This is a genomic window from Rhizobium sp. N731, from assembly GCF_001664145.1.
GTDB classification, from domain to species: Bacteria; Pseudomonadota; Alphaproteobacteria; order Rhizobiales; family Rhizobiaceae; genus Rhizobium; species Rhizobium esperanzae.
The window spans coordinates 2,279,206-2,303,906 of sequence record NZ_CP013601.1 but is presented as its reverse complement, the minus strand read 5'-3'; the positions used below and the strand labels follow the sequence as shown (position 1 = coordinate 2,303,906).

Here is a 24,701-nt window from a genome sequence, read left to right as displayed (position 1 = left end):
GGAAAAATCCTTTCGGAAAACAGGGTTTCAGCGTTTGTAGGTCGGTGTAACGAAGGGCAGGGCGGAGACAACGACGGGCAGGAACTTGCCGCGCACTTCGGCATAGACCTGGGTGCCTGCCGCCGCATGCGAGACCGGCAGATAGCCCATGGCGACGGGACCTTCGACGGTGGGGCCGAAGCCGCCCGAGGTGACTTCGCCGATTTCGGTCTTGCCCTCGGCATCGGCGTAAAGCTTGGCATGGCCGCGCACCGGCGCCTTGCCCTCCGGCTTCAGGCCGACCCGCCGGCGGGCGGCGCCGTTTTCGAGTTCGGAGAGGATGCGGCCGGAGCCCGGAAAGCCGCCGGCGCGTGCGCCGCCGGCCCGCCGCGCCTTCTGCATCGCCCATTCGAGCGCTGCCTCGACCGGCGAGGTGGTGGTGTCGATGTCGTTGCCATAAAGGCAGAGGCCGGATTCCAGTCGCAGGGAGTCACGGGCGCCGAGGCCGATCGCCTGGACGTCCGGATGTTCAAGCAACCGCATGGCGACATCTTCGGCCTTGTCAGCCGGGACCGAGATTTCGAAGCCGTCCTCGCCGCTATAGCCGGAGCGCGAGACAAGGCAGGAAACGTCATGCAGGCGGCAGTGGCGCACATCCATGAATTTCATCGCCGCGACGTCGGCCCAGAGTTCGGCGAGAACCTCGACCGCACGCGGTCCCTGCAGCGCGATCAGCGCGCGGTTCAAAAGGGTGATGTCGCACTGGTCGGCGATATGGGCCTGCAGATGGGCGAGATCGGCCTCCTTGCAGGACGCGTTGACGACGACGAAAAGGTGGTCATCGAGATGGGTGATCATCAGATCGTCGAGAATGCCGCCGGTATCGTCGGTGAAGAAGCCGTAGCGCTGGCGGCCCTGCGGGAGCCCGAGAATATCGACAGGCACCAGGCTTTCGAGCGCCAGCGCCGCATCCTCGTAGCTGCCCGACTTCGCCTTCACGATGACCTGGCCCATGTGGGAGACGTCGAAGAGGCCAGCCTCGGCGCGGGTATGAAGATGTTCTTTCATGACGCCCGCCGGATATTGCACCGGCATGTCGTAACCCGCAAACGGCACCATGCGGGCGCCGAGCGAAAGATGCAGGGCATGCAGCGGGGTTTTCTTCAGGGCAGCAGTATCGTCCAAACGACGCCTCCGGGGTTTGCGCCTTTTGCTAAGGCGCGGGCTCAAATCTGAAGGCGCGGCTGCGCGCTTCTCTCCTGAGCCCCCTCTGTCCCTTTGCCTGAGATTGTTATCCCTTCGGCGAGCGTTTCGAGAACGCTTCTCTCCAGAGTTCCGTCTGCCCCCTTGCTGGTCCTTTGGCCTGAGAGTTTCCGGGGCGGTTGCTCCTTCGGCACCGGTGGCACAAGCACCGGATTCTCCCAACAGGGTTGGCCGCAATTATCCGGCGGGCGCAGCGCTTGGCAAGGCCAAATGTCGTGACCTGACAAATTTTTGTCGCCATAGTCAGGGGAGGGCGCGATCTGCGGCAAATCTGCTTTTGCATTCGGCTGGGAAAACGGCTATCGCGACATGCTGTTGAAGGGGATCTCATGCGGCGGACAGGACTGAAAGCGACGCTCTTCCTGCGCATGCTTTGCGCCTTGGGCCTGCTTTTGCTCGGATTCGCCCATCAAGCGCCGCAGGCTATCGCTTCCGATGGTTATGATGCCGCGGCCTACATGCTGCCGGATGGCACCTTTGCCTCGCTCTGCGTCACCGTGAAGGAGGCCGAAGGCAAGACTGTCGGTTTCAAGCCGAATTGCGAAGCCTGCCGGCTGTCTGCCTCGGTGATTCTGCCGACACCGGATGCGTGTTCGTGGCTCGAGCGCAAGCTCGCCTCACTCGTCAATGCCCCGATCGAGGCCGCAGCCGTTGCCGGCGTCAGCGCCGTCAGCCGGGCAAATTCGCGTGCGCCTCCTTCCCTCATCTGATCTGCCTCCGCAACCTAAGACGCAGAATGCCGGTTCGCCCAAAAGAAGATCGCGGCCGGCGAGGAGATATCCGATGAAAACAATCAAGACTTTCGCGCTTGCCGCGCTTCTTTCCGCAACCGCCTTCGCCGGCGCCCAGGCGCATGTCAGCTTCCTCGACCGCGAGGTGCCGCTGGACACCACGATTCTCGCCACGCTGCAGGTGCCGCATGGCTGCGATGGCAAGGCGACCACGGAAGTGCGGGTGAAACTGCCGGAAGGTTTCGTCTTCGCCAAACCGCAGCCAAAGGCTGGCTGGGAGCTCGAAGTGATCAAGGGCGACTACCAGAAGACCTACGACAATCATGGCGACAAGGTGAAGGCAGGCGCCATCGAGATCCGCTGGAAGAACGGCAATCTTTCTGATGATTTCTACGATACCTTCGTCATCCAGGGGAAGGTTTCGGGCGTCGAAGCCGGCAGCTCGCTCGCCTTTCCGGTGACGCAGCTGTGCGGCGATGCGGTCACGGCCTGGGATCAGGTAGCAACGGCCGGCGGCGATGCGCATGAGCTGAAAAGTCCGGCGCCGCTGCTGAAAGTGGTTGCCGGCGAAGATCATGGCCACGACCATGACGACATGGCTGGGATGAGCATGCCCGGCATGGACACGACCGGCAAAGCCGGCATGGACATGTCCGCCATGGCGGCTGGGGCGCAGGCCGGAGAAACGGTCAAGGCCGGCGACCTTGAAATCTCCGGCGCCTTCGCCAAGGCGATGCTGCCCGGCCAGCCGGTCGGCGGCGGCTTTTTCACGGTGAAGAACAACGGCAAGACGGATGATCGCCTGGTATCGGTGTCTTCCCCGGTGGCCGGCGAGGTTCAGATTCACGAGATGGCGACGAAGGACAATGTCATGCGGATGCGCCAGCTGAAGGATGGCGTCGCCATTGCCGCGGGCGAGACCCTAAAGCTCGAGCCCGGCAACCTGCATCTGATGTTCCAGAAGGTGAAGACCCCGTTCAAGCAGGGCGATACGGTGCCGGTGACGCTGAGCTTCGAGAAAGCCGGCAAGATTGACTTGGTGTTGCAGGTACTTTCGCCGCAAGGCAAGTGAGTACAGGCCGGTTAAGACAGAAAAGCCCGCGGCGCGGGCTTTTCGCTGGAAAGGCGGTTTCCTCAGACGTCTTCGTAGGACTGCAGCGCCTGCTTGAGGCCGGCCTGCGGCTGGCGATTGCCCTTCTCCATCAGATCGAGCGCCACTTCGGTCGACTGGATGATGCTGGAGGGATCGTCGATTCCTTCGGTGCCTTCGGCCTTCAACTGCCGGTCGGCGAGACGGCGGGAGTCGCGGGCGGCGGTGCTCGTGGCGACGCGCTGCGGTATTCTCAGCGTTTCCAGGGCAATGGCGGCGGTGCTTGCCGAAATGGACAGGAGCTGGGTCATGCCGGCACAGTATCGACAGGATCTTGGCGCCGGCATAAGAAAGTCGCTGGCATTTTACTGAATTAAAAGAATTTCAGTCCGTCACGTTCGGATGCGCTCTCAAACTCGGATATCCCGCCCATGATCCAGGCTCTCCTCGTCGCCGTCGGCGGCGCCATCGGTTCCGTCCTCAGATATTTTGTCGGCCAATGGGCGCTGAGGCTCATGGGGCCGGCCTTTCCCTGGGGGACTCTCGCCGTCAATGTCGTCGGATGTTTCGTCATCGGTGTCTTTGCCGAACTGGTCGCGCGGAAGTTCAACGCATCGATGGAACTGCGCCTGCTGCTGATCACCGGTTTTCTCGGCGGCTTCACCACCTTCTCGGCTTTCTCACTCGACGCCATCTCGCTCTTCGAACGCGGCGAGGCGGTCGCCGGCGGCATCTACATAGCAGCCAGCGTCGGCCTTTCGATGGCGGCAGTGTTCACGGGCCTCGCCATCATGCGCGCTTTGGTCTGATTCCGGTTTCCGTTTTGCATGAAAATGCTCTAAGGCTGCGGCAAGAACGCCGGCTTGGCCCGCGCTGCAACTTCCGAAAGACTATCCATGGCTGGCATAGAACATATCAAGGTTGAACTCGACGAGGCGGGCATGCGGCTCGATCGCTGGTTCAAGGTGCATTTTCCCGGGCTCGGCTTCGGTCCGCTGCAGAAGCTTCTGCGCTCCGGCCAAGTGCGTGTCGACGGCGGCCGTGTCAAATCGGATGCGCGCGTGCAGGCCGGCCAGATGGTGCGCGTGCCGCCGCTCGATGTCGATGCAAAGCTGAAATCCGGTCCGATCGCCGGCAAGGATCTCAAGCATTCCAGCGATTTCGAACTCCTGTCGCGCATGGTGTTGCATGAGGACGAAAAGGTGATCGTTCTCAACAAGCCGCCCGGGCTTGCGGTGCAGGGCGGCTCGGGCGTCGCCAGGCATATCGACCAGATGCTCGAAGCCTGGATCAGCCCCAAGGGTGAGAAGCCGCGGCTCGTCCACCGCCTCGATCGCGACACGTCAGGCGTTCTCGTCATCGCCCGCACCCGCGGCGCCGCCCAGAAACTGACGGCGGCCTTTCGCGAGCGCGATACCAAGAAAACCTACTGGTCACTGGTCAAGGGCGTGCCGCGCAAGCGTGAGGACAAGATTTCGACCTGGCTCGTCAAGGAGCCGACCGCCGATGGCGACCGCATGCGCATCGCCAAGCATGGCGAAGAGGGCGCCGATCATGCGGTGTCCTACTACCGCATCGTCGAGACGGCGGCGCAACGTCTCGCCTGGCTGGAGATGGAGCCCTATACGGGGCGCACCCACCAGCTTCGTGTCCATGCCTTGCACATCGGCCATCCGATCATCGGCGATCCCAAGTATTTCGACGACGATCCGAACTGGGATTTTCCCGGCGGTATCCAGAAGCGGCTGCATCTACACGCCCGCCATATCGACATTCCGCATCCCTCGGGCGGCCGGTTGCGCGTCACCGCGCCTTTGCCGCCGCATATGGTGCAGAGCTGGAACCTGCTCGGCTTCGATGAAAATTCGGCCCCTATCCTGGACGATGAAGCATGAAACTTGCGCTCTTTGATTGCGACGGCACGTTGGTCGACAGTGCCGGGCTCATCCACGAAACCATGCGCCGCACTTTCTCGAAGTTCGGCAAGGCGGAGCCTCGATTTGACGACACCAAGGCCATTATCGGCCTGTCGCTGGATATCGCTATCGCGCGCATGCAGGGCAGGCCGCATGTCGAGCAGGAAGACATCGACATGACGGCGCATTATAAATCGCTGTTTACGATCGTACGTCAGGATCTCGACCACAGAGAGCCGCTGTTTGCCGGCATCCGCGAGATGATCGACGCGATCAGCGGCCGCGAGGATCTGTTGATCGGGGCGGTGACCGGCAAATCCCGGCGCGGGCTGAAGCTGGTGATGGAGACGCACGGCTTCGACAAGCATTTTGTCGTTGCGCGCACCGCCGACGACTGCCCCTCCAAGCCGCATCCGGCCATGGTGACGGAATGTTGCGACGAAACCGGGACGAATGCCGCCGATACCATTGTCATTGGCGACGCGGTTTACGATATGCAGATGGCAAAGGCTGCCGGCGCCAAGGCGATCGGTGTTGCCTGGGGCTATGCCAGTGTGGATGAGTTGATCGCCAACGGCGCCGATGCGATCGCCTACCATCCGAACGAGATATTGCGCCATTTTTCCTGAGGTGAGCCCATGCGCGATCTGCTGAACGATCTTTCCGAGGGCCTGAGCCATCCCGATCCCATCCGCCGGGCCCAGATCCAGATGAAGAAGCCGCTGCCGAAGCGTTTCTACACCGACGTGGCGGTCGCCGAGGACGGGGGCAGTTTCGCGATCACGCTCGACGGCAAGTCGGTGCGCACGCCGGCACGGCAGGTTCTTGCCGTTCCCACAGAGGCGCTCGCACGGCTTGTCGCCGCCGAATGGCGGGAGCAGGGCGAGGAAATCGATCCGACCACCATGCCGGTGACCCGGCTGGTCAACACTGCGCTCGACGGCGTGGCAACCAATACGCAGGCGATCTTCGAAGATATTCTCCGCTTTTCCTCGAGCGACCTCATCTGCTACCGCGCCGACGGGCCGGAGCTGCTGGTCGAGCGCCAGAGGCAACGTTGGGACCCGATCATCGACTGGGCGGCCAGCGATCTCGGCGCCCGTTTCATTCTCGTCGAGGGGGTGATGCATCACGAACAGCCGCGTGAGGCGACCGCGGCCTTTGCCGTGACGCTGGCGCGGCATCAGAGTCCGATGGCGCTCGCCGCCCTCCATACGGTCACGACGCTGACCGGCTCGGCGATCCTGGCGGTTGCCTTGGCCGAGGGCCGGGTGACGGTGGAGGAGGCGTGGTCGCTTGCTCATCTCGACGAAGACTGGACGATCGAGCATTGGGGGCGCGACGAAGAAGCCGAGGAGCGAAGAGCCAAGCGCTTTGCCGAGTTCAAGGCGGCAGCGGATGTTTTTTTCGCCCTAAGCGCCTGAAACATATTGCCTTCTCAGACATTATGGCGAAATCTGCGACTCCAACGGGGTGGTGCGGGATTTTGCGATGGATTGGCTGAGGTCGTGTTTTTGCCGGACCGTGCTCGTCTGTATTGCGCTGACGGCCTGCGGCAGCCTCTCGGCCAACAAGCCGAAGGCGCCGCTCTATGATGTGCGCAGCGCCGTCGTTCTCTCCGGCCCGAACATCCCGGCCGAGCTGCTTGCCGGGATCAACGACCGCGTCAATGCCGCGATCAATGCAACGATGCGCGACACCGTGCTGCCGCGGGTGGTGCTGACAATCCGCGTGGTTTCGATTCAAAAGGGACTCGGTTTCCAAAAGGACCGCAACGTCGCCAAAATCAGCGTCGACGCGGCTTCGGTCGAGGATGGCTCGGTGATTGCCGTCAGCGCCTTCGACGTAACCAGTATCGCCGCCGATCCGAAACTTGCCGACGACATCATGGCCGAGGACGTCGCTGCACGGATTCGCTCGGTTTTCTCACTTAGCGGACGCAGCCGCTAGCGCATATCGACCGCGAGAGCGGCGAGGAGAGATCGCATGAAGGAAATTCTCGAAGAACTGGAACGCCGCCGTGGCATCGCCCGCCTCGGCGGCGGGAAGGAGCGCATCGATGCTCAGCACAAGCGCGGCAAGCTAACGGCGCGCGAGCGCATCGACCTCTTTCTCGACGAGGGCTCCTTCGAAGAGTTCGACATGTTCGTGGAGCACCGCTCCACCGATTTCGGCATGGATAAGAGCCGTATCGCCGGCGACGGCGTCGTCACCGGCTGGGGCACGGTCAACGGCCGCACGGTCTTCGTCTTCGCCAAGGACTTCACCGTCTTCGGTGGCTCGCTTTCGGAAGCGCATGCGGAGAAGATCATGAAGGTGCAGGACATGGCGCTGAAGAATCGCGCGCCGATCGTCGGCATCTACGATGCCGGCGGCGCCCGAATCCAGGAAGGTGTGGCGGCCCTCGGTGGCTACGCCGAAGTCTTCCAGCGCAACGTGCTGGCCTCCGGCGTCATCCCGCAGATCTCGGTGATCATGGGTCCCTGTGCCGGTGGTGACGTCTATTCGCCTGCCATGACCGATTTCATTTTCATGGTGCGCGATACCTCCTACATGTTCGTCACCGGCCCCGACGTGGTGAAAACTGTGACCAACGAGACAGTGACGGCTGAAGAGCTCGGCGGCGCCGTGGTGCATACGGTGCGCTCGTCGATTGCCGACGGCGCCTATGAGAATGATGTCGATACGCTGTTGCAGGTGCGCCGGCTGATCGATTTCCTGCCGCTTTCGAACACTTCGCCGGTGCCGGAGATCGAATGTTACCAGTCGGTGACCGAGACCGATGCGTCGCTCGACACCCTGGTGCCGGCGAGCGCCAACAAGCCCTACGATATCAAGGAACTCATCCGGAAGGTGGCGGACGAGGGGGATTTCTTCGAAATCCAGGAGAGCTTTGCCAAAAACATCGTCTGCGGCTTCGGCCGCGTCGAAGGCTCCACCGTCGGTTTCGTCGCCAACCAGCCGATGGTGCTGGCCGGCGTGCTCGACAGCGACGCCTCGCGCAAAGCGGCGCGCTTCGTGCGCTTCTGCGACTGCTTCAACATTCCGATCGTCACCTTCGTCGACGTGCCGGGATTTCTGCCGGGCACGGCGCAGGAATATGGCGGCCTGATCAAGCATGGCGCCAAGCTGCTCTTCGCCTATGCCGAGGCGACGGTGCCGAAGCTCACCGTCATCACCAGGAAAGCCTTTGGTGGCGCCTATGACGTTATGGCGTCAAAACATCTGCGGGGCGACCTGAACTATGCCTGGCCGACGGCGCAGATCGCGGTGATGGGCGCCAAGGGCGCGGTCGAGATCATCTTCCGCAAGGATATTGCCGATCCGGAGAAGATCGCCGCCCATACGAAAATGTACGAGGACAGGTTCCTCTCTCCCTTCGTCGCTGCAGAGCGCGGTTATATCGACGAGGTGATCATGCCGCATTCGACCCGGCGGCGGCTGGCGCGCGGACTGAAGATGTTGCGCAACAAGGATCTCGCCAATCCCTGGAAGAAACACGACAACATCCCGCTCTGACATTTGGCCGCGTGTTGCCTGCTGTCGAAAAAGTGAACGGCCGTCAGCGATCCGTGTGTTCAATCAGGGCCGGGGACGGGCTAACGCTCGGCTGCAATTTCTTTAATGGAGAGGTTTAATGTCAACTTTCGAGCGTCTTTCCGCCTATCGCCCCTATGGGCTGGCCGCTCTCAGAATCATCACCGCGCTGCTGTTTATCGAGCACGGCACCATGAAGCTTTTCGCCTTCCCGGCTGAACAGATGGCGGGCTCGCTGCCGCCGCTGATGCTTTTCGCGGCTCTTCTGGAGCTTGTCGGCGGGCTCCTTATTCTCATTGGCCTGCTGACGCGGCCCGTGGCCTTCCTGCTGGCCGGCGAAATGGCGGTCGCCTATTTCATGGCGCATGCGCCGAAAAGCTTCTTCCCGGCCCTCAACCAGGGCGACGCGGCAATTCTGTTCTGCTTCGTCTTCCTCTACCTGTTCTTCTCGGGTGCCGGCGCTTTCTCCGTCGACAACCGCAAGGCAGCTTGAGCGATTGCTGAGGGGCGTCGACGACGCCCCTCAAGCTTATTTCAGGCTGTCAGCTTGAGACCGGCGATGCCGCCGACGATCAGCATGATGCAGGCAAGGCGGGAGACGCTTGCCTGATCGCCGAGCAGCCAGATACCGAGGAGCACGGTGCCGACCGTGCCGATGCCGGTCCAGACCGCATAGGCGGTGCCGATCGGCAGGTGCTTCACTGCCAAGCCGAGCAGCACGACGCTCACCACCATGGAAATGACGGTCAGCGTCGTCGGCAGCGGCCGCGTGAAACCCTCGGTGTATTTAAGGCCGATCGCCCAGCCACATTCGAAAAGACCAGCGAGAAAAAGCAGAAACCAGGCCATACGCCTCTCCGTATTCAAGAGCGAGGCCGTCCCCGCGACGGTTGCATCCTTGGGATGCCGCAGTCGTCTGCGATGGAACCTATATGCGTGAGGAAGCGGCCGGCTTCAAGATAAGAATCGGCATGGCGGCCATGCCACCCGTTTCTTGCCGGCCCTATGACCTGCCACCGGCCTCACCGGAAAGGTTCTTGGCGCGGCGACAGAGGCGATCGAACGTCTCGAGAAAACGCGAGCGGTCCTTCGGGCTGAAGGCGGCATTATAACCTTTGCTTTCCCCGGTTTCCCGCAAATGCGCACCGAGATCGCGCATGGCGCTCGCCATGCCGATATTGGTCTCGTCGAAGACACGTCCGGTCGGACCACTGACGAAGGCGCCAGTCGCGACGCAGCGCACGGCGAGCGGCACGTCGGCAGTAACGACGACGTCGCCCGTGCCGGCGCGCTCGGCGATCCAGTTGTCGGCGGCATCGAAGGCGTTGGAAACGATGACGTTGTGGACCATCGGATCGCGGGACGGGCGCAGGCCGGAATTGGCGACGAAGGTGACCTCGAGGCCGTGGCGTTCGGCAACCTTCAGAACTTCCGGCTTTACCGGGCAGGCATCGGCGTCGACATAGATCATGGCGGTGTCCTCATACCGGCTGACTGGCCGGCTGTCTGACCATATCGATATGGGGAATGCCGTCTTCCAGATATTCCTGCGACGTCCCGACAAAACCGAAGGATTCGTAGAAGCGGCGCAGATGGGCCTGCGCCGACAAGGCGATCGGATTTGCCGGATAAAGCCGCTCACAGGCGGCGGTTGATTCGCGCATCAATGCATCGCCCAGACGTTTGCCGCGATGGGCAGGCGAGACGACGACGCGGCCGATCTTTGACGGGTCCTGCGGCTCATGCGGTTTCAGGATCCGCACCGCCGCCAGGAGGTCACCGCCCTCCAACAGTCTGAGATGCAGGGCATCGATGTCCTTGCCGTCGAGTTCCGGATAGGGACAGTTCTGCTCGACGACGAAGACATCGACGCGCATTCGAAGGAGATCGTAGAGCTCCCGCGCGGGGAGCTCATCGAAATGCCTGAGATCGACTTGGTAGTTGGCTGCCGCCATCAGTAGACCACCACGCCGCGGATGCTTTCGCCCTTGTGCATCAGGTCGAAGCCCTTGTTGATGTCTTCGAGCGGCATCGTGTGGGTGATCATCGGGTCGATCTGGATCTTGCCCTGCATGTACCAGTCGACGATCTTCGGAACATCGGTGCGGCCGCGCGCGCCGCCGAAGGCGGTGCCCATCCAGTTGCGGCCGGTCACCAGCTGGAACGGCCGGGTGGAGATCTCCTGGCCGGCGCCGGCAACGCCGATGATGACCGATTTGCCCCAGCCGCGATGCGATGCTTCCAGCGCCTGGCGCATCACCTTGGTGTTGCCGGTGCAGTCGAAGGTGTAGTCGGCGCCGCCGATCAGGTCGCCATTACGCTTGGTCATGTTGACCAGATAGGGCACGATGTCGTCGCCGACCTCCTTCGGGTTGACGAAATGCGTCATGCCGAACTTCTCGCCCCAGGCCTTGCGATCCGGGTTGATATCGACGCCGATGATCATATCGGCGCCGGCAAGCCGCAGGCCCTGCAGCACGTTCAGGCCGATGCCGCCGAGCCCGAAGACGATCGCCGTCGAACCGATCTCGACCTTGGCGGTGTTGATCACCGCGCCGATGCCCGTGGTGACGCCGCAGCCGATATAGCAGACCTTGTCGAAGGGGGCGTCGGGATTGACCTTGGCCAGCGCGATCTCCGGCAGCACCGTGTAATTGGCGAAGGTCGAGCAGCCCATATAGTGATGGATCTTGTCCTTGCCGATCGAGAAGCGTGAGGTGCCGTCCGGCATCACGCCCTGACCCTGGGTGGCGCGGATGGCGGTGCAGAGATTGGTCTTGCGCGACGTGCAGGAATAGCATTCGCGGCATTCCGGCGTATAAAGCGGAATGACGTGGTCGCCCTTCTTGACCGAGGTCACACCCGGGCCGACATCGACGACGATGCCGGCGCCCTCATGGCCGAGGATCGCCGGGAACAGGCCTTCCGGATCTGCTCCCGACAGGGTGAAATCGTCGGTGTGGCAGATGCCGGTCGCCTTGACCTCCACCAGCACTTCGCCGGCCTTCGGCCCCTCCAGCTGCACGGTCATCACTTCAAGCGGTTTTCCGGCCTGAACGGCTACGGCGGCGCGAACGTCCATCTTTAGATCTCCCTGATTTTCTCTGTTTCTGATTGCCTGTATCCGGGCAAGCTTGGCATGGCCGGCGAGGCCGGCTCAAGCGAATTCCATGATCACCGCGTCGACGGCCAGGCTTTCGCCGGCCGCGGCATTGATCTTGGAGACAACGAGATCGCGCTCGGCGCGCAGGACGTTTTCCATCTTCATCGCCTCGACGATGGCAAGCGTCTCACCGGCCTTGACCTCCTGGCCCTCGGCGACCGCGATGGATACGACGAGGCCGGGCATCGGGCAGAGCAGGAGCCTGGAGGTATCCGGCGGCAGCTTCACCGGCATCAGCCTGTCGAGTTCCGCATGGCGCGGCGAAAAGACCTTGGCGGTCACCGACAGTCCCTGCCAGTCGACGCGCAGGCCGTTGAGGACGGGACGGATCTGCGCGGGAATATCCTGGTCGCCGACCCTGCCGCTCCAGACCGGATCACCCGGTCTCCAATCGGTGACAACGCTCCGGCTTTCGCCCTCGATCTCCATCTCCATATCGAAAGGAATGGTGACGAGGCCATCGAGCAATCTGACAGCGACGTAGTTCCCAGCTGTTTTGACCACCCAATGCTCCCGCAGCGTGGCCGATGCGGCGCGCAGGCGATCGGCGAAACGTTCGCGGCGGTTCGCTTCAATGAGCGAGGCAGACAGCGCGATTGCGGCAAGCGTGGCTTCCTCCTGCCGGTCCGGCTTCATCGGCGCGAAACCGTCAGGATATTCCTCGGCAATAAAGCCGGTCGACAGCCGGCCCTCGCGCCAGCGCGGATGTTTCATCAGCGCCGACAGGAAGGGAACATTGTGCTCGATGCCGTCGACGACGAAGCCGTCCAGCGCCTGGCCCATGGCCTCAATCGCTTCACTACGCGTCGGCGCCCAGGTGCAGAGCTTGGCGATCATCGGATCATAATACATCGAGATCTCGGCGCCCTCGAAAACGCCGGTATCGTTGCGAACGACAATGTTGCCGGTCCTGCCTTCCGCCGGCGGGCGGTAGCGCGTTAGGCGGCCGATCGAAGGCAGGAAGTTGCGGTATGGATCTTCGGCATAAAGCCGGCTTTCGATCGCCCAGCCATTAAGCCTGATAGCGTCCTGGCTGAAGCTCAGCGGCTCTCCCGCGGCGATGCGGATCATCTGTTCGACGAGGTCAATGCCGGTGACGAGTTCGGTCACCGGATGCTCGACCTGCAGGCGGGTGTTCATTTCGAGGAAGTAAAAATTGCGGTCGCGGTCGACGATGAATTCGACCGTGCCGGCGCTCTGGTAGTCGACGGCCTTCGCCAGCGCCACCGATTGTTCGCCCATGGCCTTGCGAGTTTTTTCATCGAGGAAAGGTGAGGGTGCCTCTTCCGCCACTTTCTGGTTCCGACGCTGGATCGAGCATTCCCGCTCGCCGAGATAGACGACGTTGCCATGCGCATCGGCCAGCACCTGGATCTCGATATGGCGCGGCTCAACGACGAATTTCTCGATGAAGACGCGGTCGTCGCCGAAGGAGCTCTTCGCCTCGGAGCGGGCGCGCTCGAAGCCGTCGCGCACCTCGGCCTCGTTCCAGGCAATGCGCATGCCCTTGCCGCCGCCGCCGGCAGACGCCTTGATCATGACCGGATAGCCAATCCCGCCAGCGATCGTTTCCGCATGCGCGGCATCCTCGATGACGCCGAGATGGCCCGGCACGGTGGAGACGCCGGCCGCATTGGCGAACTTCTTCGATTCGATCTTGTCGCCCATCGCCATGATGGCCTTCGGCTTCGGGCCGATGAAAACGATGCCCTGCTTTTCCAGCTCGGCGCAGAAAGAGGCGCGCTCGGAGAGAAATCCGTAACCGGGATGCACCGCCTCGGCGCCGGTCGCCTTGCAGGCGGCGATGATCTTTTCGGCAACCAGATAGCTTTCCGACGCTGCGGCGGGGCCGATATGGACGGCCTCGTCGGCCATTTCGACATGCAGCGCATCCCGATCCGCATCCGAATAGACCGCAACGGTCGAAATGCCCATGCGGCGCGCCGTCTTGATCACGCGGCAGGCGATCTCGCCGCGGTTCGCGATCAGGATTTTCTTGAACATCGAGACTCCACCCAGAAATGCGTTCCGGAGTTTTACGCATAAAACACAGGAACGCACAATCGGGCTTGGCGCCGGCACTCAGGAGACGTGGGATGACGTCGCGGAATGTCAGGCGACGGCGGCTTCCGCGACGGATTCCTCGTCGACGATGCGCAGCCAGCGGCTGCGCCGCGGTTCCGGTCGATCGCGCAGGGTGACGGCAGCCATGATCCCAGCCCAGTGCGGATGGTTGGCGCCCGGCAGCGTTGCCTGCTCGATCTGATGGAGGACGCCATATTCGGCCGGCGACACGGCGATGACGCCGCCTGCGGCGATGCTTCTGAAGATGCGCATCGCAAAATCGACGTCCTGGCGTGTGATGTTCTTACGGTCGACGGCGCGCGACAGCTTGTAGCCGCCGATGCCGTCGGTGATCGCTAGGCGAAGCTGGTCGAGGGCAAGCGCTCTCAATTCACCCGGCACATCGGCCGAAATCTCCATGACGTGGAGAATGAGCTCGAGCTCCAGCGCCGAGTTGACGACGCCGTCGGTCGTGAACATGCGCATGATCCAGGCAACGTTGATTTCATCAAGCGAGCCCTGCGGATAGGTGTAATGGACGATAAAACCGGCGATCTGCTCCACGAAGAAAGCGTTCCACTCGGCACATTTTTCGGGACAGGAATTGTTGAGCGCCAACATTGCGACGACATCCTGGGACGTCCGGATCCCCTCGGGGAAAGCATGTTTGCGCAGCAGCACGATATCTTCGGCCGTCAGCCGATGCTTGCCGGCCACGACGCAGGCCGGAAAAGCGAGACGGAATTCGCTCATGTTTTAACTCCAGGCTTCATCATGAAGCCGGAAACCGTTTTAGCGGCTGCGAATTGACGATCCCTCAAGAAGAGGAGTTAACCCGCTGTTGCGGATATCAGGACGATTTTAGCGACTGTGCCTGCAGCCGCTCGCGCCAGATGATGAAGAGGCCGGATGCGACGATGATTAAAATGCCGATCCATTTGGAGAAATTCGGGAAATCATTGAACAGCGCATAGCCGAGCACGGTGGCCGAGATGATCTCGAAATATTGAAACGGGGCAAGCAGCGACAGCGGTGCAAGCCGGAAAGCCCGCACCACCAACATATGCGCATATCCTGAGATCGAGCCGAGGGCGACAAGCAGCGCAAGGCCGAGGCCGGAGGAGGGCAGGGAAATGGCGAAATCCCCATTGCCTGCGCTGCTGCCGACGAGAAGGGCGGCCGCCATGAAGATCGTTCCGCCGATGCCGGCCATGGTCTGCATGGTGAGGGGCGAGTCGGCCTCGCCGATGGCGCGATTGAGGAAAAGATAGAGCGAGAAGAGAAAGGCGCAGGCCACCGGCAGCAGCGCCTTCAAGCCGAAAATCTCGTAACTCGGCTGAATGACGATCATCGCGCCGCCGAAACCGACGACGATCGCCATCCAGCGCCGCCAGCCGACCTTCTCTCCGAGAAGCAGGGCCGACATGACGGTCAGCATGAAGGGCTCGACGAAATAGATGGCAAAGACATCGGCAAGCGGCATGTATTTGACGGCGACGAAAAATAGCAGGCTCGCCGCCCCATGCAGCACGCCGCGCAGCAGATTCATCCACGGCCGCTTGGCGGAAAGCGCCTTGCGTCCAAAAATGACAAAGAGAATCGGCAGGGTGCAGGCGATCTGGAAGAAGAAGCGGTAGAAGGTGACCTGACCCGGCGACATCGATTCAAAGGTCGCCATGTATTTGGCGATGGCATCCATGATCGGCAGGATGAACATAGCGCCGGACATGATGGCCATGCCCTGCAGGGAATCTTGATGGGGCTTTGACATGGCTGCCGATTCTTGTGGGAACGGCGTCCATCAATCACGGGAAAGCCGGGCAAATCAAGCCCGTGAAACCGCTCAAGCAGTCAGAGATCATTCGCCGTTTCACCGAAAACCGTCTCGAACGCGGCGCGCAGCCGGATGTCGACATCCGCTATCATGACGGGAAGGCCGAGATCGACGAGGCTGGTGACGCCGTAGGCCGATATCCCGCAGGGCACGATGCCGCTGAAATGATCGAGATCGGGATCGACGTTGAGCGACAGGCCGTGGAAGGTCACCCATTTGCGCAGCCGGATGCCGAGGGCGGCAATCTTGTCTTCAGCCATCGTGCCGTCCGGCAGCAACGGCTTTTCCGGGCGGCGGACCCAGACGCCGACGCGATCCTCGCGCCGCTCGCCGCGCACGTTCATCATGTCGAGCGTGCGGATGACGACCTCCTCGAGAGCGGCGACAAAGGCGCGTACGTCCTGGCGCCTGCGCTTCAGGTCGAGCATGACATAGGCGACGCGCTGACCGGGTCCGTGATAGGTATATTCACCGCCACGTCCTGTCGCAAAGACCGGAAAGCGATCCGGCTGGACGAGGTCGCCCGCATTGGCGCTGGTGCCGGCGGTATAGAGCGGCGGATGCTCGACGAGCCAGACAAGTTCGTCGCCGCCTTCTCCGATCGCCGCCACCTCGCGCTCCATCGTCTCCACCGCCGCCTCATAGGCAACGAGTCCGTCGGCGATACGCCAGCGCACAGGCCGAGTACCGAGTTTCGGGAGCATGGAGAATTCGAGATCGGTGCGAAGCATGGCCATTCCTTACCGCCTGTCCGAAATGCCTGACGATATAGGGGCGGCAGGAGACCTATATGGACCCGTTTTCCGGCCAATTCAAATGCCGTGAAAGGTTTTCAAAAAAACTGTCATATCGCCCTTGTGCACCCCAAATGCTTTTGCTACATGCTGCCCCGCCGACGCAAATCGGCACCTACCACGATGCGGTCGTGGCGGAATTGGTAGACGCGCAGCGTTGAGGTCGCTGTGGGGCAACCCGTGGAAGTTCGAGTCTTCTCGACCGCACCAGATTATTTAAAAACCCTCGTGACCGCTTGGATCCACGAGGTTTTTTATGTCTCCATTTTCCCAGTTTACGCAAGAGTCCCGCCGCGCCGGAAGTCAGGCGTTCGCGGCCACACTACCGCACAGCTGAAGAGAAAAAAGGGCCGACTGCGGCCCTTTCGTCTCGATCGCATATTATAGCCGATCAATGCGTTGCGCGGCAGGCCTCGGTGCGCGAGGCGCCGCTGTCGGCACCTTTGGTATGGGAGCCGCTCGGGCCGACCATGCTGTGGCACGGGGGCAGGGGCTTGATGCTTGCGGTCGCGGTCTTGTCGATCGCGGGCGCTGCCATCGCCGTCGGCGCGAAACCGTCACTGTCATTGGTATAGTCGCTGGAATAGGCCGGAGCTTTGTGGTTGTTGCTATAGTGCACCGGGGCAGGCTGCGCCATCTTGGAGGGCGCAAAGCCATCGCTGTCGTTGGTATAATCGTCGGAATAAGTCGGCTGGGCGAAGGCCGCGCCGGCAAGGCTGACGGCAAACAGGGATGCGGCGAGGGCAAATTTGATGCGCATGGTTCTTCTCCTCAATCTGTTGTTGCATTCAACAACATAAACCATCCCCGGCAGATAAGATTTCGCGCGCCAATTGCGGCGATATTGTGAACGGAAGCCGGTCGCTTCATTGCCTTTTGTTCAAATGAAATCACGGTGTTGTCAACGAACGTGACGTTTCTGTTACGGCAGCCGCGTAGCAAAACAGACGGCAGGCTACCTGCTCCTGCTGCAATCGGAAATTGTTAACTTTTGGTAATGTCAGGAACCAATAGGAGGCAGTGTGCCCGCCTCCTGGCGATGGTCATCGTAATGCGCCTCTGGTCAGTCTTCGTTCGGGATATGCGCGTCGACCCCGGTCAGCTGCAGCCTGTTGCGCACGTGGTGGACGCCGTCGACCGATAGCGCGCCGAGCTCGACCTTGCGGGCAATGCCGATCGTCTCGACCGAGCCTTCGAGGGTGACGACGTGACCGTCCGCATGAACCTCGATACTGTTGATATCGACCTCGGGAATATTTTCGAGAGCGTCGTTCACCCGCGCCTCGAGCTCGTCGCTTTCATCGCGATCGATCATGCCGGCGCGCAACGAATCCTTGAGGCGATTCTCGTTGCCGTCTTGGTCTGTGCCGTCGATTCGGAAACCTGTGTTGGGATCGCTGTCGAAATTTGCCGCGGTCTCGCCATAGGGCCGGTTGGCGGGGTCGCTGGCGGCGGTGCCGTCGGCATAAGGCCAGCCGTCATCGAGATTGCGTTCTTCGAGGTCGCGATATTCTTCTTCACGGGAAAGCTCGGGGGCCTCGCGTGAAATCGGGGTCTTGTCACCGATCCTTGCCATTATAGTCGCTCCTAGTTTCTCTCGGGACAACGCCGACAGGGGCGAATGGTTCGGTGTGGCGGGCGATTTGTCAGCCTTGGGTTTTCTCCCATTTTTTGACGAGGCGTTCGCGTTTCAGCCGCGAAAGCCGCTGCAGCCAGAAGATGCCGTCGAGCTGGTCCACCTCGTGCTGGACGCAGATGGCGAGGAAACCTTCGGCGGCCTCCTCGTGCACGATGCCGCCGGCATCCTGATAGCGAAAGCGGATCGCCCGTGGACGTGTGAGCTCTTCGGTCGCGCCGGGCATGGAGACGCTGCCCTCGGCATGGTTCATCGTCTCCTGCGACATCCAGGTAATCTGCGGATTGACGTAGAGGCGCACACCGTCGGCCCGATCGAGCTCCAGCACCGTCACACGGCGGAAAACGCCGATATGGGCGGCGGTGATGCCGACGCCGGGGGCTGCGCGCATCGTCGCCAGCAGGTCGTCGGCGAGCGCGGCCAACGACGCATCGAAGTCCGTCACCGGTTCGCAGACGGTCTTCAGGCCCGGATGCGGATAGTGCAGGATCGGACGGATGGGCATGAAGCGGGTTCCCCTCTCTTTGAGCGGCGGGGAAACTATCGCCGGCCGCAGACATTGTCATCACGAAGCACGGTTGGCGCTTTACGACAAGGATGCTTTGAGCTAGCAGGGGCCAAGAATTCCGACTGCGGGAGCCTCGCGCGGGATTCGCTTATCCGCTTGTTGACAATGTGTTTTCGGCCGACATTTGCGAATGCGGTGCGGCAGTCGTTGAAATTCGAACCAGGTGCGAGGGCGGCAGATGACGACGACCGATGGGGAAGACCGCATTCGCCGGCGCGATGACGAAGAAGCGGATATTTACGACGAGGACGGCAATGTCCGCGGCGATTTCCTGGCGCTCGTCGGTGCGGCGATCGCCGATCGCGACACGCTGTTCCTGCGCGGGAATGTCGCCCGCCTGCATGAATCCGAGATAGGCGACCTGCTCGAATCGATCCAGCCGGATCAGCGCCTGGCGCTGGTGCGGCTGCTCGGCGAAGATTTCGACATGACGGCGCTGACCGAGGTCGACGAGGCAATTCGCCGCGAGATCGTCGACCAGATGCCGAACGAGCAGATCGCGGCCGCCATCGGCGAGCTCGACTCGGACGATGCCGTTTACATTCTCGAAGACCTCGACAAGGAGGACCGGGAAGAAATCCTCGCCCAGATGCCGTTTACCGAGCGGGTGCGGCTGCGCCGGGCGCTCGACTATCCGGAAAGCTCGGCCGGCCGCCGCATGCAGACCGAGTTCGTCGCCGTGCCGCCATTCTGGACGGTGGGCCAGACGATCGACTATATGCGCGACGAGGAGGATCTGCCCTATTCCTTCTCGCAGATATTCGTCATCGATCCGACCTTCAAGCTGCTCGGCGCCGTCGATCTCGATCAGATCCTGCGCACCAAGCGGCAGACGAAGATCGAGCAGATCATGCGGGAGACCAACCATCCGGTGCCCGCCGAGATGGACCAGGAGGAGGCCGCCCAGCTTTTCGAACAATACGATCTTCTGTCGGCTGCCGTCGTCGACGAGAACGGCCGGCTGGTCGGCGTGCTGACCATCGACGACGTCGTCGACGTCATCCACGAAGAGGCGGACGAGGACATCAAGCGCCTCGGCGGTGTCGGCGACGAAGAGCTGTCGGACAACGTGATCTCGACGGCGCGATCGCGGTTTCTCTGGCTTCTGATCAATCTCGGCACGGCGATGCTGTCGGCGAGCGTCATCGGCCTATTCGACGCTTCGATCGAGAAAATGATCGCGCTTGCGGTGCTGATGCCGATTGTCGCTTCGATGGGCGGCAATGCCGGCACGCAGACGATGACGGTGACCGTGCGTGCGCTCGCCACCCGCGATCTCGACATCTACAATGCCGGCCGCATCATTCGCAGGGAGGCAGGCGTCGGCATTCTCAACGGCGCCGTCTTTGCGACGATCATGGGCGCGATCGCCGGCATCTGGTTTCACGACTATCAGCTCGGCGGGGTGATCGCGGCGGCGATGATCATCAACCTGATGGCGGCCGCGCTTGCCGGCATCCTGCTGCCGCTGCTGCTCGACAAGGTGGGAGCGGACCCGGCGATTGCCTCGTCGGTGTTCGTCACGACGGTAACCGACTGCACCGGCTTCTTCGCTTTTCTCGGTATCGCCACCTGGTGGTTCGGCATCTGACGGTTCGCCGAAATTGACTATTACGTAAAAGTCAATATTATTGCCGGTTCGATGACGGGGAACACATGCCGGTGAACAAATATTATAGCATAACGGAGCTGACGCGCGAATTCGGTGTCTCGACGCGCACGCTCCGCTTCTACGAAGACGAGGGACTGATCCATCCGGAGCGGCGAGGGCGCACGCGTCTCTTCCGGCCGGCGGACCGACGGCTCATCGGAGAAATCCTGCGCGGCCGGCGGATCGGCTTCACCATCGCGGAAATCCGCGAGATCATCCAGGTCTATAAGGAGCCGCCTGGCGAGCTCGGCCAGCTGAAGCTCCTGATGAAGCGCGTCGACGAGAAGCGTGAGGACCTGCGCCAGAAGCGCAAGGACATAGACGACACGCTGACGGAACTCGACAATATCGAAGAGGCCTGCCTGGGCCGTCTTGCCGAAATCGGCGTCACCACCTGAGAATTGCCGCAGGGCGGTTGCCGGTCCTTTATTGCGCCTCGGCGCTGCATTCGCCGGCAATCGTCTGGACCCGCTCATCGTTCTGCAGATCGATCTTGCCCGCCTGCAGCGGTGTCAGCAGCGACTGCGCCTGCAATCTGTCGAGCGTGCACTGACAAAAGCTGCGGCAAAGCGCTTCGCCTTGCTGCATGACGCAGGCGGAGTTGCATTGCCTAAGGTAAGTTTCGACCGGATCCGGCTGCGGCGGTGGGACGACAAGGGAAAGACCGTAAGCGATCGCGATCAGCACCGGCTGATGAATGAGGTAGAAGGCAAGGCTGTGGCGGCCAAGCTTCGCCGGCCACCAGGGGCCTGTGCCGATGGCCGCGAGCCGATGCGGCAGCCTGGTTCTGATGGCAATCAAGGCGATGCTCAAGCCCACGAAGAACGGCGTAGCCCAAGGAAACAGCGGCACGTAATCGTTGGAGCGTTGCGGCGTTTCGGCAAGGCCGATCCAGGCGAGATATCTCGGATCGAAGAAGGATGAACGGAGCAGGCCCGGTGTGCCGAAATTATCGAGGATCCAGGCGGCAAGGAGCGCGACTGCGACGAGGAGCGTGAAAGCGATCGGCAATCTGACAAAAACGACGCCGATGAGCGTGAGCACCGCAATACAATGCAGGATGCCGAAATAGATCCAGGTGTCCGGCATTGCAACGCGGGTGGCGATTGAAATGACCGCGGCCGCCGCGGCAATCATGCCGAAACGTTTCCAGAAGGACGGCCAGCGAATCGTCGGCGTGCTGGAGAGCGCCAGGCTGATGCCGACGATGAAGAGAAAGGTCGTGGCGATCGCCCGGGCATAGATCTTCAGCCAGCCGGTCTCGGCCGTGCCCGGCGCCAGATAGGCCATGAACTCCATGTCCCAGGTGAAATGGTAGCTCGCCATGGCGATCAATGCGACGCCGCGCGCCGTATCCAATAGACCGATGCGCGGCGGTCTTGCCACCGCATCTGCCTGCATTGCCGGCATTGTCATCAAAGTCCCCCGGTCAAATCACTTCCGTCGTTCGACGGCGTGCCGTGGCGAATAGCAGAAAGGTGTGGATTTGATGGCGGGCCGGCATCCATGATCGCCAGCCGCGCCTGCGAGAAGAACTGCCGCCGTGTCAGCACGAAGATGACGGTCGCCGTCGTCAGCATGAAGACGTAGGGATTGATGAACCAGCCGAGATAGCCGATCGACAGGAAGATCGCCCTGAGGCCCTCGTTGAAATTGCTGCCCGCGATGACATTCATGCGGATGACGCGTTCGGCGGCCCGCTCCGCGGCGATGACGTCGCTGTCGGCTTCGCGCATCATCGGAATGGAGCCGAAAAGGATGGTGCAATAGTTGAACAGCCGATAGGACCAGCCGAACTTGAAGAAGGCATAACCGAACAGCGCCGCCAGACCGCCGACCTTCATCTCAAAGGCGGCATGGCCACCATGGAAGACGACGGGCAGGTCGGCAAAGACGGCGTCGACCTTTTCCGTCGCGCCGAGCAGGGCAAAGCAACTGCCGAGCGCAAAGATCGAGGTCGAGGCGAAAAAGGCGGTGCCGTTCTGCAGGCCGGACATGATCTGCGTGTCGATCATCTTCAGGTCGCGCCGCAGAGAATTATAGATCCACTCCCGCCGCCGTTCGGTCATCGCATGGGTCAGGCTGGTGCGGCCGAAGAAGGTGCGACCCTTCAGCAGCCAGGAGTAGCCCATCCAGACACAGGCAAAGAAAGCCAGAGCGATATAATCCGCCGTCGTCATCAATGATTCAGTCTCCGCATGATTGCGGCCACCTTACATATGCGCTGAGATGCTGCAATGACCGGTAAGCCGGGCTCACACGGATTTAGAGCGCTGCGCGTCCATAAGGGGACACTCACGGCGATATAGCTCTGAAAAGCGATTCCGATTTTCATGGCTCTGCGCTAGTGTGAAATGTCGCACCGACTCCAGGCGATGTCGGTTCGCCGCTTGGATCCGGCGCCGGCGGCGTTTAAATTTGCATTCCAGTGTTCAGAAGGCGCATCCATGTTTCTTTCGGTATTCGACGTGTTCAAGATCGGTGTCGGACCGTCGAGCTCGCACACGATGGGTCCGATGTCGGCCGCCAACCGAATTCTCGACCTGATCCTGTCGAATGAATGGCCGCGTCCGTCATCGGGCGCTCAGGTCGTCGCGATCAAGGTCAGCCTGCATGGCTCGCTCGCCCATACAGGGATCGGCCATGGCACGGGCAGGGCTGTCATTCTCGGACTGATGGGCGAGGCGCCCGACAGTGTCGATCCCGACAGGATGGACGGCATCATCGATACCGTGGAGCGCACCGGCCGCATCACGCCTGCGGGCCATCCGGCCTACCAGTTCCAGCCGAAGACCGATCTGATATTCGACAAGAAACAGCCGCTGCCAGGCCATGCCAACGGCATGATCTTTTCGGCGTTTGACAAGGACGGCCGGCTGCTCCTCAAGCGCATCTATTATTCGGTCGGCGGCGGCTTCGTCGTTACCGATACCGAGCTGGAACAGATGCGGGCGAAGAAGAATGCCACGGGCGGCGTGCGCGTGCCCTATCCCTTCTCGACCGCCAAGCAGATGCTGGAGATGGCGGAGCGCTCCGGGCTGTCGATCGCGCAGATGAAGCGGGCGAACGAGGAGAGCCAGCGCAGCCGAGAAGAGCTCGATCAGGGGCTCGACCGCATCTGGGAGGCAATGCGCTCCTGCATCGAGCGCGGCCTCAAGGTGGAGGGTGTCATGCCGGGCGGCCTCAACGTCAAGCGCCGCGCCCGCCGAATTCACGACAAGCTGCAGGAGGAGTGGCGCAGCAATCGCGTCAATCCGCTGCTCGCCAATGACTGGCTCAGCGTCTATGCGATGGCCGTCAACGAGGAGAATGCCGCCGGCGGGCGCGTCGTCACGGCGCCGACCAATGGCGCGGCCGGCGTCATTCCGGCAACGATCCGCTATTACGAGCACTTTCATGAAGACTGGGACCAGAACGGTATCCGCGATTACCTGCTGACGGCTGCGGCGATCGGCGGCATCATCAAGCACAATGCGTCGATCTCTGGCGCCGAGGTCGGCTGTCAGGGCGAGGTCGGCTCGGCCGCGGCGATGGCGGCTGCAGGCCTGGCAGCGGTGATGGGCGGCACGCCGGAGCAGATCGAAAATGCCGCCGAGATCGCGCTCGAACATCATCTCGGCATGACCTGCGATCCTGTCGCAGGCCTCGTGCAGGTTCCCTGTATCGAGCGCAATGCGCTTGGCGCCGTCAAGGCCGTCACGGCGGCATCGCTTGCCGTCAAGGGCGACGGTCAGCATTTCGTACCGCTCGACGCCTGCATCGAGACGATGCGCCAGACCGGCCATGACATGAGCGAGAAATACAAGGAAACCTCGACCGGCGGCCTCGCCGTCAATGTCGTCGAATGCTGAGCGTGCGAACTGATTCGCTAGAGCGGTTGAGCGCTTCACGCGAGCGCTGAACCGATCTAAGTTCTTGATTTTGCGTAACTATCGGCAAACGCTTGGCGCTTTGCCTGGGAAAACCGCTTCACACTTTTCCTGGAATTGCTTTAGACGCTTGACGCCTGCCGCCAAAAGGATTTCAACGGCGGCATGGCATTGCATCTCATCAAACTCTGTGTCGGCGCCGACTCGATCGAGGATCTGCGCGAATGGGTGGCGGAGCGCTCGCTGCGCGCTATTGCCGCCGGGCTCGAACCGCATTCGGTTCACACGACGCGCATGGTGCCCAAACGCATGGAGGAGCTTCTCGACGGCGGCTCGCTCTATTGGGTGATCAAGGGACAGGTGCAGGCGAGGCAGAGGTTGCTCGACATCAAAACGTTCACAGACGACGAAGGGATTTCACGCTGCCGTCTGATGCTCGGTCCCGAGGTGATCGAAACGGCGGTGCAGCCGAAGCGGCCGTTCCAGGGCTGGCGCTACTATACCCAGGACGACGTCCCAGCCGATCTTACGAGTCTGGGCGCCGGCATCGCCGAAATGCCGGCGGACCTGCGCCGCGAGCTGACCGAACTCGGCCTGCTCTAATCC

Annotated in this window: 28 protein-coding genes, 1 tRNA gene and 2 riboswitches; of the genes, 14 read left to right on the top strand and 15 right to left on the bottom strand. The window is 61.8% G+C overall.

Annotated features, from left to right (window positions below; translation table 11 throughout):
- Positions 1–27 precede the first annotated feature (27 nt).
- Positions 28–1,164: a glycine cleavage system aminomethyltransferase GcvT gene (gcvT, locus tag AMK02_RS11360; protein WP_064802803.1), complete on the bottom strand. Its 1,137-nt coding sequence runs from the start codon at positions 1,162–1,164 to the stop codon at positions 28–30.
- Between the two features lie 75 nt (positions 1,165–1,239).
- Positions 1,240–1,320: riboswitch (glycine riboswitch) on the bottom strand.
- Positions 1,321–1,413: riboswitch (glycine riboswitch) on the bottom strand.
- A gap of 158 nt (positions 1,414–1,571) precedes the next feature.
- On the opposite strand from gcvT, the gene AMK02_RS11355 reads away from it, so the two are divergent.
- Both AMK02_RS11355 and AMK02_RS11350 read left to right on the top strand, forming a co-directional pair.
- On the top strand, positions 1,572–1,952 hold the full coding sequence (locus AMK02_RS11355; RefSeq protein ID WP_064802801.1) for a hypothetical protein: 381 nt from the start codon (positions 1,572–1,574) through the stop codon (positions 1,950–1,952).
- Between the two features lie 73 nt (positions 1,953–2,025).
- Positions 2,026–3,045, top strand: a complete 1,020-nt coding sequence (locus AMK02_RS11350; protein ID WP_064802799.1) for a copper chaperone PCu(A)C — start codon at positions 2,026–2,028, stop codon at positions 3,043–3,045.
- Positions 3,046–3,107: 62 nt separating this feature from the next.
- On the opposite strand, the gene AMK02_RS11345 is transcribed toward AMK02_RS11350, so the two are convergent.
- Entirely contained in the window at positions 3,108–3,374 is a 267-nt protein-coding gene (locus tag AMK02_RS11345) for a hypothetical protein (protein ID WP_064802797.1), read from the bottom strand.
- Between the two features lie 120 nt (positions 3,375–3,494).
- Between AMK02_RS11345 and crcB the strand changes: the two genes are divergently transcribed.
- From crcB to AMK02_RS11310, 7 genes are all read left to right on the top strand, one after another.
- Positions 3,495–3,872, top strand: a complete 378-nt coding sequence (gene crcB, locus AMK02_RS11340) for a fluoride efflux transporter CrcB (protein WP_064802795.1) — start codon at positions 3,495–3,497, stop codon at positions 3,870–3,872.
- A gap of 87 nt (positions 3,873–3,959) precedes the next feature.
- Complete coding sequence (locus tag AMK02_RS11335; RefSeq protein WP_064802793.1) at positions 3,960–4,958, top strand: RluA family pseudouridine synthase; 999 nt, start codon at positions 3,960–3,962, stop codon at positions 4,956–4,958.
- Positions 4,955–5,608 (top strand): HAD-IA family hydrolase, encoded by a 654-nt coding sequence (locus tag AMK02_RS11330; protein WP_064802791.1) that lies wholly within the window; start codon positions 4,955–4,957, stop codon positions 5,606–5,608. The genes AMK02_RS11335 and AMK02_RS11330 overlap by 4 nt, the downstream gene beginning before the upstream one ends.
- Before the next feature lie 9 nt (positions 5,609–5,617).
- Positions 5,618–6,403, top strand: coding sequence for an ATP12 family chaperone protein (locus AMK02_RS11325; protein WP_064802789.1), 786 nt, complete (start codon positions 5,618–5,620; stop codon positions 6,401–6,403).
- Positions 6,404–6,470: 67 nt separating this feature from the next.
- Positions 6,471–6,929 (top strand): hypothetical protein, encoded by a 459-nt coding sequence (locus AMK02_RS11320; RefSeq protein ID WP_064802787.1) that lies wholly within the window; start codon positions 6,471–6,473, stop codon positions 6,927–6,929.
- A gap of 36 nt (positions 6,930–6,965) precedes the next feature.
- Positions 6,966–8,498, top strand: coding sequence for an acyl-CoA carboxylase subunit beta (locus AMK02_RS11315; protein WP_064802785.1), 1,533 nt, complete (start codon positions 6,966–6,968; stop codon positions 8,496–8,498).
- 118 nt (positions 8,499–8,616) lie between these two features.
- Entirely contained in the window at positions 8,617–9,009 is a 393-nt protein-coding gene (locus tag AMK02_RS11310) for a DoxX family protein (protein WP_064802783.1), read from the top strand.
- Between the two features lie 41 nt (positions 9,010–9,050).
- Here the strand turns inward: AMK02_RS11310 and sugE are convergent, their stop codons facing one another.
- The 8 genes from sugE to lipB form a co-directional block, all read right to left on the bottom strand.
- Entirely contained in the window at positions 9,051–9,365 is a 315-nt protein-coding gene (sugE, locus tag AMK02_RS11305) for a quaternary ammonium compound efflux SMR transporter SugE (protein WP_064802781.1), read from the bottom strand.
- Between the two features lie 154 nt (positions 9,366–9,519).
- Complete coding sequence (locus AMK02_RS11300) at positions 9,520–9,987, bottom strand: YaiI/YqxD family protein (protein ID WP_064802779.1); 468 nt, start codon at positions 9,985–9,987, stop codon at positions 9,520–9,522.
- Positions 9,988–9,997: 10 nt separating this feature from the next.
- Entirely contained in the window at positions 9,998–10,471 is a 474-nt protein-coding gene (locus tag AMK02_RS11295; protein ID WP_064802777.1) for a GNAT family N-acetyltransferase, read from the bottom strand.
- Positions 10,471–11,598: an S-(hydroxymethyl)glutathione dehydrogenase/class III alcohol dehydrogenase gene (locus AMK02_RS11290; protein WP_064802775.1), complete on the bottom strand. Its 1,128-nt coding sequence runs from the start codon at positions 11,596–11,598 to the stop codon at positions 10,471–10,473. Before AMK02_RS11290 ends, AMK02_RS11295 begins: the two co-directional genes overlap by 1 nt.
- A gap of 75 nt (positions 11,599–11,673) precedes the next feature.
- A complete protein-coding gene (locus tag AMK02_RS11285; protein ID WP_064802773.1) occupies positions 11,674–13,683 on the bottom strand; it encodes an acetyl-CoA carboxylase biotin carboxylase subunit in 2,010 nt (669 codons plus the stop codon).
- A gap of 108 nt (positions 13,684–13,791) precedes the next feature.
- A complete protein-coding gene (locus tag AMK02_RS11280; protein ID WP_064802771.1) occupies positions 13,792–14,496 on the bottom strand; it encodes a hypothetical protein in 705 nt (234 codons plus the stop codon).
- Positions 14,497–14,593: 97 nt separating this feature from the next.
- Positions 14,594–15,514, bottom strand: a complete 921-nt coding sequence (locus AMK02_RS11275) for a DMT family transporter (RefSeq protein WP_064802769.1) — start codon at positions 15,512–15,514, stop codon at positions 14,594–14,596.
- 80 nt (positions 15,515–15,594) lie between these two features.
- On the bottom strand, positions 15,595–16,314 hold the full coding sequence (gene lipB, locus AMK02_RS11270; protein ID WP_064802767.1) for a lipoyl(octanoyl) transferase LipB: 720 nt from the start codon (positions 16,312–16,314) through the stop codon (positions 15,595–15,597).
- A 182-nt stretch (positions 16,315–16,496) separates the two neighbouring features.
- On the opposite strand from lipB, the gene AMK02_RS11265 reads away from it, so the two are divergent.
- Positions 16,497–16,581, top strand: a tRNA-Leu gene (locus AMK02_RS11265).
- 181 nt (positions 16,582–16,762) lie between these two features.
- Here AMK02_RS11265 and AMK02_RS11260 read toward each other — a convergent pair.
- The 3 genes from AMK02_RS11260 to AMK02_RS11250 all read right to left on the bottom strand — a co-directional run bounded on the left by AMK02_RS11260 (position 16,763) and on the right by AMK02_RS11250 (position 18,512).
- Positions 16,763–17,131 carry a hypothetical protein gene (locus AMK02_RS11260; protein WP_064802766.1) on the bottom strand — a complete coding sequence of 123 codons (369 nt, stop codon included), beginning with the start codon at positions 17,129–17,131 and terminating at the stop codon, positions 16,763–16,765.
- A 303-nt stretch (positions 17,132–17,434) separates the two neighbouring features.
- Positions 17,435–17,947 (bottom strand): BON domain-containing protein, encoded by a 513-nt coding sequence (locus tag AMK02_RS11255; protein WP_064802764.1) that lies wholly within the window; start codon positions 17,945–17,947, stop codon positions 17,435–17,437.
- A 70-nt stretch (positions 17,948–18,017) separates the two neighbouring features.
- A complete protein-coding gene (locus tag AMK02_RS11250; RefSeq protein WP_064802762.1) occupies positions 18,018–18,512 on the bottom strand; it encodes a peptide deformylase in 495 nt (164 codons plus the stop codon).
- Positions 18,513–18,753: 241 nt separating this feature from the next.
- Here AMK02_RS11250 and mgtE point away from each other — a divergent pair, with 241 nt between their 5' ends.
- Positions 18,754–20,166, top strand: a complete 1,413-nt coding sequence (gene mgtE, locus AMK02_RS11245; RefSeq protein ID WP_064802760.1) for a magnesium transporter — start codon at positions 18,754–18,756, stop codon at positions 20,164–20,166.
- Between the two features lie 65 nt (positions 20,167–20,231).
- Positions 20,232–20,624 carry a MerR family transcriptional regulator gene (locus tag AMK02_RS11240; protein ID WP_011425479.1) on the top strand — a complete coding sequence of 131 codons (393 nt, stop codon included), beginning with the start codon at positions 20,232–20,234 and terminating at the stop codon, positions 20,622–20,624.
- 28 nt (positions 20,625–20,652) lie between these two features.
- Here the strand turns inward: AMK02_RS11240 and AMK02_RS11235 are convergent, their stop codons facing one another.
- Both AMK02_RS11235 and AMK02_RS11230 read right to left on the bottom strand, forming a co-directional pair.
- Positions 20,653–21,642 carry a heparan-alpha-glucosaminide N-acetyltransferase gene (locus tag AMK02_RS11235; RefSeq protein ID WP_064802758.1) on the bottom strand — a complete coding sequence of 330 codons (990 nt, stop codon included), beginning with the start codon at positions 21,640–21,642 and terminating at the stop codon, positions 20,653–20,655.
- Positions 21,642–22,406 (bottom strand): DUF599 domain-containing protein, encoded by a 765-nt coding sequence (locus tag AMK02_RS11230; RefSeq protein ID WP_064802756.1) that lies wholly within the window; start codon positions 22,404–22,406, stop codon positions 21,642–21,644. The genes AMK02_RS11235 and AMK02_RS11230 overlap by 1 nt, the downstream gene beginning before the upstream one ends.
- Positions 22,407–22,673: 267 nt before the next feature.
- On the opposite strand from AMK02_RS11230, the gene AMK02_RS11225 reads away from it, so the two are divergent.
- Both AMK02_RS11225 and AMK02_RS11220 read left to right on the top strand, forming a co-directional pair.
- A complete protein-coding gene (locus AMK02_RS11225) occupies positions 22,674–24,077 on the top strand; it encodes an L-serine ammonia-lyase (protein ID WP_064802755.1) in 1,404 nt (467 codons plus the stop codon).
- 183 nt (positions 24,078–24,260) lie between these two features.
- Complete coding sequence (locus AMK02_RS11220; protein WP_064802753.1) at positions 24,261–24,698, top strand: DUF1489 family protein; 438 nt, start codon at positions 24,261–24,263, stop codon at positions 24,696–24,698.
- Positions 24,699–24,701 lie beyond the last annotated feature (3 nt).